Annotated in this window: 11 protein-coding genes and 1 pseudogene; 4 read left to right on the top strand and 8 right to left on the bottom strand. The window is 32.2% G+C overall.

Annotation, left to right across the window (positions count from 1 at the left end):
* The 7 genes and pseudogenes from B6S12_RS11340 to cysK form a co-directional block, all read right to left on the bottom strand.
* A pseudogene (locus B6S12_RS11340) lies at nt 1-311 on the bottom strand (hypothetical protein); the annotation flags it as partial.
* 263 nt (nt 312-574) lie between these two features.
* On the bottom strand, nt 575-1,555 hold the full coding sequence (locus B6S12_RS01555) for an iron-sulfur cluster assembly scaffold protein (RefSeq protein WP_111229063.1): 981 nt from the start codon (nt 1,553-1,555) through the stop codon (nt 575-577).
* Nucleotides 1,556-1,566: 11 nt separating this feature from the next.
* A complete protein-coding gene (locus B6S12_RS01550; RefSeq protein WP_111229062.1) occupies nt 1,567-2,739 on the bottom strand; it encodes a NifS family cysteine desulfurase in 1,173 nt (390 codons plus the stop codon).
* A 118-nt stretch (nt 2,740-2,857) separates the two neighbouring features.
* Nucleotides 2,858-3,700, bottom strand: coding sequence for a fumarylacetoacetate hydrolase family protein (locus tag B6S12_RS01545; protein WP_111229061.1), 843 nt, complete (start codon nt 3,698-3,700; stop codon nt 2,858-2,860).
* A gap of 13 nt (nt 3,701-3,713) precedes the next feature.
* Nucleotides 3,714-5,426, bottom strand: a complete 1,713-nt coding sequence (locus tag B6S12_RS01540) for a flagellar assembly protein A (RefSeq protein WP_111229060.1) — start codon at nt 5,424-5,426, stop codon at nt 3,714-3,716.
* On the bottom strand, nt 5,427-6,095 hold the full coding sequence (locus B6S12_RS01535; protein WP_111229059.1) for a bacteriohemerythrin: 669 nt from the start codon (nt 6,093-6,095) through the stop codon (nt 5,427-5,429).
* 127 nt (nt 6,096-6,222) lie between these two features.
* The gene (gene cysK, locus B6S12_RS01530; protein ID WP_111229058.1) at nt 6,223-7,143 is read right to left on the bottom strand and encodes a cysteine synthase A; all 921 of its coding nucleotides are present in this window, start codon (nt 7,141-7,143) and stop codon (nt 6,223-6,225) included.
* 280 nt (nt 7,144-7,423) lie between these two features.
* Here cysK and acnB point away from each other — a divergent pair, with 280 nt between their 5' ends.
* Nucleotides 7,424-9,970, top strand: coding sequence for a bifunctional aconitate hydratase 2/2-methylisocitrate dehydratase (gene acnB / locus B6S12_RS01525; protein ID WP_111229057.1), 2,547 nt, complete (start codon nt 7,424-7,426; stop codon nt 9,968-9,970).
* A 267-nt stretch (nt 9,971-10,237) separates the two neighbouring features.
* Nucleotides 10,238-10,483 carry a hypothetical protein gene (locus B6S12_RS01520; RefSeq protein WP_111229056.1) on the top strand — a complete coding sequence of 82 codons (246 nt, stop codon included), beginning with the start codon at nt 10,238-10,240 and terminating at the stop codon, nt 10,481-10,483.
* A gap of 956 nt (nt 10,484-11,439) precedes the next feature.
* Here the strand turns inward: B6S12_RS01520 and B6S12_RS01510 are convergent.
* Nucleotides 11,440-12,699 (bottom strand): glutamate-5-semialdehyde dehydrogenase, encoded by a 1,260-nt coding sequence (locus B6S12_RS01510; protein ID WP_111229054.1) that lies wholly within the window; start codon nt 12,697-12,699, stop codon nt 11,440-11,442.
* Nucleotides 12,700-12,783: 84 nt separating this feature from the next.
* Here B6S12_RS01510 and B6S12_RS01505 point away from each other — a divergent pair, with 84 nt between their 5' ends.
* Together B6S12_RS01505 and B6S12_RS01500 are read left to right on the top strand one after the other, a co-directional pair.
* Nucleotides 12,784-12,993: an alkylphosphonate utilization protein gene (locus B6S12_RS01505; protein ID WP_111229053.1), complete on the top strand. Its 210-nt coding sequence runs from the start codon at nt 12,784-12,786 to the stop codon at nt 12,991-12,993.
* A gap of 9 nt (nt 12,994-13,002) precedes the next feature.
* Entirely contained in the window at nt 13,003-13,767 is a 765-nt protein-coding gene (locus B6S12_RS01500; protein WP_111229052.1) for a TSUP family transporter, read from the top strand.
* Nucleotides 13,768-13,898 lie beyond the last annotated feature (131 nt).

Genomic DNA, 13,898 nt, shown 5'->3' with positions numbered 1-13,898 from the left:
TTATTACCTTTTTTATCAAATATAATTTTACCTAGATATATGCCAAATTTTGGGTTATACCATTGATCAAGTTTATTCGTATCATTAAGTATCCATTCACTTTCTTTGCTGGGACATATATTGTCAATATTTTTAATATTAGTATTTATGGCTAGATAAATAGTGAAAGGTTCTTTTCTGGTTTGTAAAAAATGCTTATATTTTTCTGCGTTGGGTAGAGGTCTTATGCTATAAGCATAAGCAATGCTACTAATTATTCCTATAAAAGCGCATAAACCAAATATCCTTTTAAATCGCTTGCTTTTTATCATTCAATCTCATTTCATTGGTTTTTTATTTTAAATTACATCAAACAAATATTAGAAAAATCATTAATAACAATTTTAATCTCTATTTTACCTCATCTTCTTTTATTCTTTAACACGGATATCTAAAAATTATTTTGTTTTTTATTGATAGTATAAAATAACGGTTATAAACATTGTTTTGAATTAAAAACTTTATAAAGCACTAAAAGTGAATATTTAAAAAGAAAGCAGGAATTAACACTTTAAAGGAGAAAATTCTCCTTTAATCATACAGGAAATACCCTAATACTCTTATCTAAGTCTTCTTGAAGCACAGACTCAATAGCAAATAAAGTCCCTGTAGATCCACTAGCACAACCACTACAAGCACCAAGATAGCGAATATACACATCTGAATAACCATCACTTGTAGTTTTTAAGTCAATGATTTCCATATTCCCACCATCCATCATCAGCATAGGACGGATTTTCTCATCAATCACAGCTTCAATTGCTTTAATTTTTTGCACCATTGTCATAGAATTAAAATCTAGCTCACCTTTAGCACTAGAATCTGCCTTATTTTTTAAAGCTTCCTCTTCCATTTCCGCTCTTACATCACGCAATATATCTACTAGATAATATTCTCTCTCTTCATGTCCGCCTGGCTTAATACAACTTTTACAAAATGCACCTGCTTTGGTATATTCTGTGATTTCTTCCACGCTTTTTAAATCATTGAGCTTGATTACTTCTTTTAGTGTTCCAAGGCTTACTCTAGCACATTCACATACGATAATTTCATCTTCAAAATCCTCTGGATTTTTACCCAAATACATCGCAGCTGCTTTTTTAATGACATCATATGCCATTACAGAGCAATGCATCTTTTGCCCTGGAACTGCTGGAGTATCTGGCTCATCTCTTAATGCTTTTTCTACATCAATATTTGTAATTTTTACAGCCTCTTGCACCTTTTTACCTAAACAAAGCTCCACCATCATATCAGAACTAGCAATAGCAGTCCCACAACCAAAACTTTTAAACTTCGCATCTACAATCACATCATTAGAATCTACAAGCCAATACAATCTCACTGCATCTCCACAAGCTTCAGCACCATAATCTGCAACAATAAGCTTTAAGCCTCTTTTATCTGCTTCTTCTTGTGTAATAACTCCAAGATGAGTTGGATTATCCATTCTCTCACTTACTTTTTTAGAATAAGCATCCCATAATGCTCCACCAAGTAATTCATTTTTTGCCATATTTTATCCTTTTAATAACTACTTGAAATTGCTCTTAGGCGTTCAATAGATTTTTTAAACACATCTATTGCATAATCAATTTCTTCTTCTGTTGTAAATCTGCTTAAAGAGATTCTAACTGCTGTATGTGCCAACTCTTTATCCGCTCCAATAGCACTCATCACTGGATTTGCTTCCAAATCCTCACTTGCACACGCACTACCTGTAGAACAAGCAATACCAAATTTATTTAAATCCCACAGCATTGCCTCGCCTTCAACTCCTCTAATACTTACCAAAATTGTATTTGGCACACGATTAATTCTATTACCCACCACAAAAGTATCTGGAATACTCAAAAGCGCATCTTCTAGCTTATCCCTTAATCTTCTCACATTGTTTTTTTCAAAATCAAGATATAAAGTCGCTTGACGCATAGCCTCACCCATAGCGATAATATAAGGCACATTTAGTGTTCCACTGCGTCTTCCGCCCATATGTTCGCCCCCATGGAAAAGTGGAGTTAAATTTCTACCTTTTTTAATAAAAAGTCCGCCCACACCTTTTGGCCCATGGAATTTATGTGCAGAAAAACTCAAAAAGTCAATATTGCACTTTTGCACATCCACCGGTATCTTTCCTATTGCTTGCACTGCATCTGTATGAAAAAGAACTCCTCTTTCTTTACAAATCGCCCCTATTTCTTCAATAGGAAAAATAATTCCTGTTTCATTATTTGCCCACATAATACTAACTAGGGCAGTTTTTGGGGTAATAGCCTGTGCAACCGCACTTGCCTCTAGGCTACCACTCTCGCCAATTGGCAAATAAGTAACCTCAACTCCAAGTTCCTCTAAAAATCTACAGGTAGAAAGAATAGCAGGATGCTCTACCTCTGTGGTAATAATATGATTTTTCTCTCCATTACGCAAAAGATCAAAATATACACCTTTTAGCACCCAGTTGTTACTTTCTGTAGCACAAGAAGTGATGATAATATCATCTTCATCTTTAGCATTAATACCTTCATAGAGATGGTTAAAAGCCTCTCTGATGGCTGTATGTGTTTCTGTTCCAAAAATATGCAAAGAGTTTGGATTTCCATATTTTTCACAAAAATAAGGCTCCATAAGCTCTTTTGCTTTTGGATCTAACATTGTAGTGGCATTATTATCTAAATATACCCTTTTGTTAGGCTTTTCCATTTGAATTCCTTTCAATAAATTAATTCATTTTACTTTATTATAATTATAAATTTTACATACAAAAATGTATTTAGCTTTTAGCCAAAAAAAGCTTAGAGAATTTTGAAAACTTACTAAGTTATTCAATAATCTTTGTAACAATCTCTCCAATCCCCTCTATACAACATCTTACCTCATCACCTGCTTTTAAAAATTTTGGTGGATTAAACCCCATTCCTGCACCACTTGGAGTTCCCGTAATCACAAGACTTCCTGCTTTAATCATAAAATAATGCGAAAGCTCACTTAAAATGTGTGGAATTGTAAAAATCATCTCTTTTGTATTACTATTTTGCCTTAGCTCTCCATTCACATAACTTTGAATGCTAAGATTAAAAGGGTTTAAACTCTCTTTTAAAACCACACAAGGCCCTAAAACTAAAGCACCTTCTAAGCTCTTTCCTGCATACCATTGCTTATGTTTTTTTTGTAAATCTCTTGCTGATAAATCATTAGCAACACTATATCCAAAAACATAATCTAGTGCCTCTTCCTTACTAATATTTTGGCAATCTTTTCCTACTACAAAGGCAAGCTCTACTTCATAATCTAAGGCATTACTCATTCCTCGTATTGCAAACTCTCCATAAGGTTTAGTGCATTGATTAACCCGTTTGCTAAAATACACCGCCTCTTCTCTCTTGCCATCAAACGCTTCACCTTTAAATTTATAAGATTCTTTTGCATGTTCTAAATAATTTACTCCTAGACAAATCACATCTTGAAGAGGAAAATCTATGGGAGATAAAATCTCCACTTCTTTCTTTAATATCTCGCAAATCGCTAAATCTTGGATTTCTTTTTGATTCTTATTAAAAAGTTCCTCTATTTTTTGAATGCCCTCAAGCACTTTTATTTTTTCTTCTTCTAAAATTCCAAATTTTTCTTCTCCATCTTTTAAAAAGCGTATAATTTTGCACATCCTTAGCTCCTAATTATTGAGATTTTGGTTTAAGGCGTTCTATCCATTCAAAATCTTTTGAATCTAACTCACTATTATAACGCAAACGATAAAAATCATCTTCTTGCACCACTTTAAAACATCTTGTAGGAGAAGTTTTAGGCAAGAGTAATTTTAAAAGCTCCTCATGCCCATTACTATAAATTCTAAATTTCACAAAAGTTTCTGCACTAACACAAGATTTTCTAATCATAATCTTAGCATGGAGTGCTGCTTCGTTGATGGATTTTAGTCTTTTTTCATTAACATAATAAAGGTTTGCAATATCTTTATACTCTTTTAAACAATCTTGATAACGAGAAAGTGCTTTATCATATTGTTCAATAATGCCTTTAAATTTTTGAGGAATGGGCTCATTTTTATCTTCATATTCTTTTTTAATTAATTGCACTTTATTTTGTGCGGGCAATAAATAAGCATAAATCTCTTCCATAGCCTGCTTCAAATGCCTAATTTTAATTTTAATTTGATCTGAAAGCATTACATATTCTAATCTATCACGACGCATAAAAGCAAACTTTTCTGGATTAATCTCCAAACTATTATGATCTCCATTCACTGTATCCACTACCAAAGAATAACGCGCATAAACTTCATTATAAGATCGCATTTCTGCAATATATACATAATCTGCCCTAACCACTCCCCCCAAAGCATTATTGATAAAAGCCACCTTAGCCTCTACAATCCCTTTTTCTAAAGTATCTATTACTACCGTATGTGCTTTAATATTTCCCCTATGCGTCGTGATAAAAGCAATATTAGATTGTATCACACTCTTTTTATCTGTAGCTCCTTCTATATTTAAAACTTGGTTTTCTTCTCCATTACATTCTATGCTTTGATTAATACTATAGGTATCTTTATCTATCTCTTTTAAAAAACCATCTACACCCGCAAAATAAGCTATTTGTTCTTCATTTTCTTTTGTTTTAATGCCTTGTAAAACTTTTAAATTGCAAGGAGTAATAGGATTATTAGGAACCAAAAGAGTTCCCCTTAAATCACGCCCTATTCTTCCAAGAGTAGGCTTAATATAAACAAAAAGTAAATCTCCCTTTTTAACTGGACTTAAAAGACAACGCTCTCCTTTAGTCTCCTTAAAAAGCTCTACATTAATCTTATAAACTATTTTCCCATCCCCTCTAGGAATAGGAGCAACCCCACAAGCAACTTCCAACACATTTCTATTTGGATAAGAATTATTAATCACTTCTCGCAAAAAAGAATTGATTTGCTCTTCTAATTGTAAAAACTCTCTAATGCCTACTAAATAACCCTCACTAATTAATTGTTTATAAAGCTCCTGATAAATCTCCTCTTTTAATTTTTCGCTAAAAGTAAGAGGGGAATCTATACATAAAATTGCCTTTAAAACTTGATTTTCTTCTAACTGCAATTCAAAATGAAAGGGGCGTTTTGGGCGTTCTTGCTTTTTATACACTTCAATATCATAAACTTGCTTGATTTTTACCTTAGCACAAAAATTACTATCTTTATTAAATACACTTGTATCCAAAACAATTCTAGGAGTTTCTTCTCCCTGTTTAATAAAAAATGTCTTTGCCTCTAAAAGATTATAATCAAGTTCTATGTTTAACTTTTTAGATTGTTCCTTGATAAATAAAGGAATATCTAAAATTCCTTTGCACTGCTTAAATCCCTGTGGAGCAAACTTTAATGCCATTTAAAACTGCTTAAAATAATCTTTTGCTAATTTTTCAAAAGCTTCTTCATTTTCTTGCACCTCTCTTTTTAGTGCTACTAAAGGCTGTTTGCAAATTTTACAGCGGATGAAGCTATTTTGCTCTTGCATAATCTTATGCAACGCATCGCATACTTGATGTTCTTTAAGATAACACAAACACACATAAAGATGATTATTTCCCGCTTTAGAATTATAAACTTCTTGCAATATTTTTGTTTGTATCTCTAGACTATAAGGTATCTCATTAATCTCTCTAATGCGGTTACGGTAGCTTTCTATCTTTTTATCCTCTTCTAAAATATGTTTCAAAAGCCACTCTTTTAAGAAAATATAAAACTTCTTAGCACTCTCTTGTGTATCACTCATATTTTGAATAATTTCTTTTATTCCTTGAATAATCTCTTTATGGATTGCTTTATGCTCCTCAAGATGAATATAATTAATGTGCTTCATATAGGTTTCTTCATCTTGAAAATGCTTCTTAGCATACAAAATAAGATTGCTTGCAAGTTTTTTTAAAAGGAGAGGTTTTTCACTAGCAGGTTTATCTAATAAAATATAGGCTTCTTCTACATAGGAAAGCAACTGTTTGTGTTGCCCATCAAGATGTTGATTTTTTATGCTAAATTCCTCATTCCATTCTAACATAATCTTAAAAATCCTACATATCTAAAACTCTTTTTATAATAATACTATTCTTTTTATAAATTTTCAATCAAAATAAAATGAGGATTTCACAAATTCAACAAATACCTTTTTGGCATTTGTTATCAATTTATTCAAATAAATCTGTGCTAAGATAGCGTTCTCCTGTATCACAAAGTATGGTTACAATATTCTTACCTGGATTTTTCTTGGCACATTCTATAGCTCCCCACAAATTTGCTCCTGAAGATATACCTACTAAAATCCCTTCTTGTTTTGCAATATTTCTTGCTTGCTCTTGTGCATCTTCTTCTTCTACTTTTAAGACAATATCTATAAGACTTCTTTCTAAAATTTCTGGCACAAATCCTGCACCAATCCCTTGAATTTTATGTGCTCCTGCACTCTCTCCGCTAAGCACAGCAGATTTTGCAGGTTCTAATGCTACAACTTTTATTTTCTCATTATGCTCTTTTAGCACTTTTCCAACTCCACTGATTGTTCCGCCTGTGCCAATAGCAGATACAAATATATCTATTTGTCCCTCCATTGCCTCTAAAATCTCTAAAGCTGTTGTTTTTTGATGTGTAAGTGGATTTGCAGGATTTACAAACTGTCCTAAAATCTTTGCATTAGGAATTTGTCTCTCAAGCTCTATTGCTTTATTTAAAGCACCTTTCATACCTAATTCTGGAGGTGTTAGCTCTAGCTTTGCACCTAAAGCACTCAATAATTTTCTTCGTTCAATACTCATAGAACTTGGCATTGTTAAAATAAGCTTAATACCATACATTGCACAAATAGAAGCAAGCCCGATACCCGTATTGCCACTTGTTGGCTCTATAAGAGTGGTATCTTTATCAATCTTTTTGCTTTGAAGTGCCTCTTCTATCATACCCTTAGCAATTCTGTCTTTAACAGAACCACTAGGATTTAAAAATTCACATTTTGCATAAATATTTGCCCCATAAATTTGTGAAAGGCTTTCTAATTTTAAAAGTGGAGTATTGCCTATAGCTTCTGCTATAGAATGGATAAGTTTTGTTGCCATTATAAATCCTTCTTATATAATTTTCGGAGTAATTTAGTAACATTGTAATTTATAAAATAATCATTGTCAAGTATATATTATTAAAATACTATGATTTTATTTATAGTGTTAATTATCTAAACATAAGCTTTTATACTAAAAAAATTCTAATATATATTACTAATATAATAAGATATAAAAAACCAAAAAAGATTAAAAAACTTTTTACATTTAACAAGACTTATACATAAAAGCTTGTATGATTAACACAGCTAGTTTAATTTAGCATAAGGAGATAGTAATGAATTTTTTTGAAGATTACAAAGAGCAAATAGAACAAAGAGCAAAACAAAATATCCCACCTCTTCCTTTAAATAAAGAGCAAGTAAAAGAAGTCATAGAGCTTCTAAAAAAAGGTGAGCAGGTAGAATATCTTATTGATTTGCTTTCCAATCGCGTTTCACCAGGAGTTGATGAAGCTGCTAAAGTTAAAGCAGAGTTTTTAGAAGAAATTATCCTAGACAAAGTAAAAGTAGAAAGTATTTCTAAAGAACTTGCTATTAAACTTTTAGGCACAATGTTAGGAGGATACAATATCTCTCCACTAATTAATGCATTAAGTGCTAAAGAAGAATCCATTGCACAAGCTGCTGCTAATGCGCTAAAACACACACTTTTAGTTTATGATGCTTTTAATGATATTGTAAATTTAAGCAAAACCAATAAATTTGCAAAAGAAGTGCTAGAATCTTGGGCAAATGCAGAATGGTTTTTAAGCAAAGCACCTTTAAGTGAGAAAATTACTGCAGTAGTTTTTAAAATTGATGGGGAAACCAATACAGATGATTTAAGTCCAGCAAGTGATGCTTTTACAAGAAGTGATATTCCACTGCACGCACAAGCTATGCTAAAAAATAGAACCCAAAATGCATTTGCTAGAATTGAAGAATTAAAGAAAAAAGGTTATCCACTTGTTTATGTAGGAGATGTTGTAGGGACAGGAAGCTCAAGAAAATCCGCTTGCAACTCACTTGTATGGCATATGGGAGAAGAAATCCCTTATATTCCAAATAAAAAATCTGGAGGACTTGTAATTGGTGGGGTAATTGCACCTATTTTCTTTAATACCTGTGAAGATAGTGGTTGCTTGCCAATTATTGCACCTGTTTTAGAGCTTAATGAAGGTGATGTGATTGATATTTATCCTTTCAAAGGAGAAATTTGCAAAGATGGAAAAGTAGTTTCTACTTTTAACTTAAACCCTAACACAATGGCTGATGAAATAAGAGCAGGTGGAAGAATTAATCTAATCATCGGAAGAGGATTAACTGCTAAAGCAAGAGAAGCACTAGGTATGAGCAAAGAAGAAATTTTTGCTAAACCTCTTGGTTCTAAATCAAATGCTAAAGGTTTTAGCTTAGCACAAAAAATGGTAGGAAGAGCTTGTGGGGTTGATGGCATACTACCAGGAACTTATTGTGAGCCACTTGTAACCACAGTAGGTAGCCAAGACACCACAGGTGCTATGACAAGAGACGAAGTAAAAGAACTTGCCTCCTTAGGCTTTAGTGCAGATTTTGTATTGCAAAGTTTCTGCCACACAGCCGCTTATCCAAAACCTGCTGATGTAAAACTCCATGCAACTTTACCAAATTTTATGAGTAGCCGTGGAGGCGTAGCATTGCGTCCAGGAGATGGAGTAATCCACTCTTGGCTTAACCGTATGGTTTTACCAGATACTATTGGAACAGGTGGGGATTCACATACAAGATTCCCTATTGGAATTAGCTTCCCTGCAGGAAGCGGACTTGTAGCATTTGCGGCCGTTACAGGCTCTATGCCTCTTGATATGCCAGAATCTGTTTTGGTAAGATTTAAAGGAAAAATGAATGAAGGGATTACCCTAAGAGATCTTGTCAATGCAATTCCTTATTATGCAATCAAACAAGGACTTTTAACCATTGAGAAAAAAGGCAAAAAGAATATTTTTAGCGGAAAAATCTTAGAAATTGAAGGCTTAGAAGATTTAAAAGTAGAACAAGCTTTTGAGCTAAGTGATGCAAGTGCAGAAAGAAGTGCGGCAGCTTGCACCGTAGCACTCAATAAAGAACCTATTATTGAATATTTAAAATCCAATATTACTTTAATTGAAGCAATGATTAAAGATGGCTATGAAAATGCAGCCACTCTAAAAAGACGCGCACAAAGAATGCAAGAATGGATTGACAATCCAACATTGCTAAAGGCTGATAAAGATGCAGAATATGCAGCAATTATTGAAATTGATTTAGCAGAGATTACTGAACCTATTTTAGCATGTCCAAACGATCCTGATGATGTGGCAACGCTTAGTGAGATTTTAGCAGATCCTAAACGCCCTAAAAAAATTGATGAAGTTTTTGTAGGAAGTTGTATGACAAATATCGGACATTATAGAGCATTGGGAGAAGTTTTAAGGGATGAGGGTATGGTTCCTACAACCCTTTGGGTAGCTCCCCCTACTAAAATGGATGCACAACAACTTACAAAAGAAGGATATTATTCACTCTTTGGGGCAGCAGGTGCAAGAATCGAACTTCCTGGTTGTAGCTTATGTATGGGAAATCAAGCACGCGTTAGAGATAATGCTGTAGTATTCTCTACTTCTACTAGAAACTTTGATAATAGAATGGGTAAAGGCGCACAAGTATATCTAGGGAGTGCAGAACTTGCAGCACTTTGTGCACTTTTGGGTAAAATCCCTACAAAAGAAGAGTATCTAAACCTTATCCCCAAAAAGATTAAAGATAAAAAAGATCAAATTTATCGCTATTTGAACTTTAATTTAGTAGAAAACTTTTCTTTCTAATCCCTTTTGGGATTACCCTCTTTTCTTTTTCAATATTTTCTAGCCCTTTTACTTGTTACCTAATTTAAACTTATAAATACAAATCCATTTCTTTTTATTAAAAGAATAAATTTGTGTGTTATAATTTTTCATAATCATTGATAATATTTTAAAGGACCCCCATGCACACCAAGTTCTTCTTTAAAAAAATATTATACATAAATCATATTTAGATAAAATTTTAATATTTTTTAAAATCACAATATCATTTAACTAATAAAGATATCTATGAACATGATAAAATTTCATACAAGACAAGCAGTGAAGGTGCTAAGCTATACAAGCATGATTATTAATTCAACATTAGCAACCGAACAAAATCTTAATTTGTCAATAAAAGATTTTTCCAAAATTGAAAAAATTTACATTAATAATTCAATATTGTTAAATACACAATATTTTGGCTTGGAAAAAGCTTGTAAAGGGTGGAAATTTAACGAGAAGTCATTAAAAGAGTTTTTTAAAATCAGCTAAAAATATGAAGACTGGCAAACTTCTTACCGCATTTTTGATCAAATTCCCTGTGTTATCAAAGGAAGATTTTTTAGATAATATTAATTATTTTTTTTTGAAATTAATGTAGGTGGAAGCTTTGAAATTTAGAACAATAATCATAAATTTTATTTTGGTCGTGACAATAAGCAAAATAAAAAATGTGATATTTTTTTACCATGATTTATTGCATTTCTACATAGAAAAACAATTTACAAAAATTAATTTTGCTAAAATTTTGAACCAAAGAAGAAACAATAAAAAGTATATTAGTATTATAATTTATTATGTAGATTGCAATCTTTCCTATGCTAAAACCCTTTATAACAATAAAATAATATCACTTAGGATAAGTTATGGTATAGATCCATACACCAATTTGCATTAAGTTTTACATAAAAGGAATATTCTATAAAGTCTAAAAACAATAAAGTTAGGAATAATATATTTAATATTATTTTGTATTTTATGCAAATCACAATATAGCCAAAATGATTGCAGATTGCTGGTAGATATTGTATTTTGCAAATAGAGAAGATTATTAAAAACAATTTTTATATGGTAGATAGAAAGGGTGCAGGATTTACAAGGCCATTAGCAAGTCTAAATACAAAAATATTTTATCTCTACCTATCATCTATATATGCTTTTATCCATATTTATATTAGGATAAATACTTTATGCTTTGCAAATTATCTAAAACTAAGATGAACTAATAAGTAAAATTCCAAATGGGCTACTAAGAGATAACAAACCAACATTTAAAGATTACTAAAATGGGTTTTCTTTTAAAAATTGTGGGTATCAAACTTTAAAAGTTACCAACTAATACTTCTAAAAAATCTCAAGCAAAACTCAAATAACTTTCACAAACTAAAGCTAATGCTAACAAACAAAAGCTAAAAATCCTAGCTCACAATAAAATACCTTTGTAAATATTACCCCCTAATTTGTCCATCACCTCTAATTTTATACTTATAGCTAGTTAGTGCTTCTACACCCATAGGACCTCTAGCATGTAATTTTGAAGTAGAAATACCCACCTCCGCTCCATAGCCAAACTCTCCTCCATCGCTAAAGCGTGTAGAGGCATTTACATACACACAAGCACTATCCACTTTATTTAAAAACTCTTCTGCTATACTATAATCCTCACACAAAATAGCTTCGCTATGTCCGCTACTAAAAGTAGAAATATGCACTAATGCTTCGCTAAGATTTTCCACAATTTTTAAATTAATAATATTCTCCCCATATTCATTATTAAAAGCACTCTCCCCTATTTCCTCGCATAAAATCCCACACCCATTTAAAACCTCGCAACATTCTTTTGTGCCTTTAAGTTGCACATCTTTTTCCTTTAAAGCTAAAGCACATTTATTTAAAAACTCTTTGGCAATTTCCCTATCAATCAGCAAAGTTTCGCAAGCATTACAAGCACTAGGATAGGAAGTCTTTGCATTTATAACAATTTCTATTGCTTGGCTTTGATTACAAGTTTTATGGGCATAAATATGGCACACTCCCTTATCTTGTTTGATTACAGGCATTTTCGCATAAGTGCTAACAAACTTAATAAGCCCCTCTCCCCCACGAGGTATCACAAGATCAATCAGCCCCTCTAACTCTAAAATCTCCTTTAACTCTTCCCTATTTTGCATACTTTTTAGCAGAGTAATGCACTCTTGTGGCAAAGAATGCTTTTTTAATGCACCAAAAAATGCTTGAATAATTGCCTCATTAGAATTTTGTGCCTCCTTACCTCCTTTTAAAATTGCTACATTCCCACTCTTAAAACAAAGTCCTGCAGTATCACTTGTAACATTAGGACGCGATTCATAAATAATAGCCACAACACCTAAAGGCACACTTACTTTTTCTATCTTCAAACCACAATGATTGCTAAAACCCTCCATTACACGATTTAGAGGATCTTTATAATTTGCAATTTCTCTTAAAGAATTTGCCATAACCTCTATTTTTTTAGAATCTAATCTTAACCTTGCACACATAGAAGCATTAAGGTTATTTTCCTGGGCTTTTTGCAAATCTTTTGCATTTGCATTTAAAATTTCTTCTTTAAGCGATAATAAATTATCCGCACAATCTAATAAAAAATCCCTTCTTTGGCTAGAAGAGAGTTGCCCTAAAATTTCTTTAGCCCTTTTGATCTTCAAAAAATCTGGTAACAGCTCCATAAAATGCCCTTTATATTCTTGGTTTGCTTATTTTAAAATATTTTTTTATATAATCTCTTAAAATTTTTAATTTTAGGAGATAAAATGCCAAAAGATTCCAATGGAACAGAATTAAATACAGGAGACAGTGTAAGCCTCATTAAAGATTTAAAAGTAAAAGGTGCTAACTCTAATCTAAAACGCGGAACAACTATTAAAAATATTAAACTCACAAATAATGATGGAGAAATTGAAGCCAAAGTAGATAAAATGGGCACAATCGTGCTAAAAACTTGCTTCTTGAAGAAAATTTAAGAAGATAAAATGCTAGAGCTTAATTTATCTTATGACATTATAGGACTTTTATTTCTAGCTGCCTTTGTAGCGGGGTTTGTAGATGCAATAGCAGGTGGTGGGGGGATGATAACTATCCCAGCACTGCTTTTAGCAGGTATTCCCCCCTTACAAGCACTCGCTACAAACAAGCTCCAATCCTCTTTTGGAAGCTTTTCTGCCACCTTGCATTTTTACAAAAAAGGCTATATTAATCTAAAATCTTGTTTGCCTTTTGCGCTTTTGGTTTTTATTGCTTCAGGGATTGGCACAATTAGCATCCAGTTTGTAGATACTAGCTTTTTAAGGAAATTCTTGCCTTTGTTAATTTGTGCTTTTGGAATCTATTTTCTTTTTTCGCCAAAAATCACAGAAGAAGACAGAGCTACAAATATCCACAAAGGCTTTTTAATGTTAGCCTTAGGCGGAATTGGATTTTATGATGGATTTTTTGGACCAGGAACAGGTTCGTTTTTGATGATTGCACTAATTGTTTTAGGAGGCTTTGGGCTTACACAAGCTCTTGGCAATGCAAAGCTTTATAATTTTTCTACAAATTTAGCTTCATTGCTTATTTTTACACTAGGTGGAAATATTTTATGGGGCATTGGATTATTGATGGCTTTGGGGCAATTTTTAGGTGCAAATCTTGGCTCACGACTTGCTATTAAATATGGTATAAAAATTATAAAACCCTTAATTGTTTGTATCTCTTTTATTATGGTAGCAAAACTTATCTATAATGAATTTTTATAAAATTTTTTACATTTTTCAACTAACAATATAATTATTCTTTTAATTTGGCTTGTTTTATAAAAATTATTCCCCTACTAAAAGTAGCAAATTGTAGCAAATTTTATAAATACGCTTTTAAGATTATCCAAATA

Origin of the sequence: Helicobacter valdiviensis (assembly GCF_003245365.1) — a bacterium.
GTDB lineage: Bacteria > Campylobacterota > Campylobacteria > Campylobacterales > Helicobacteraceae > Helicobacter_D > Helicobacter_D valdiviensis.
The sequence above is the reverse complement of the archived record's forward strand: the minus strand, read 5'-3'. Positions and strand labels throughout refer to the sequence as shown.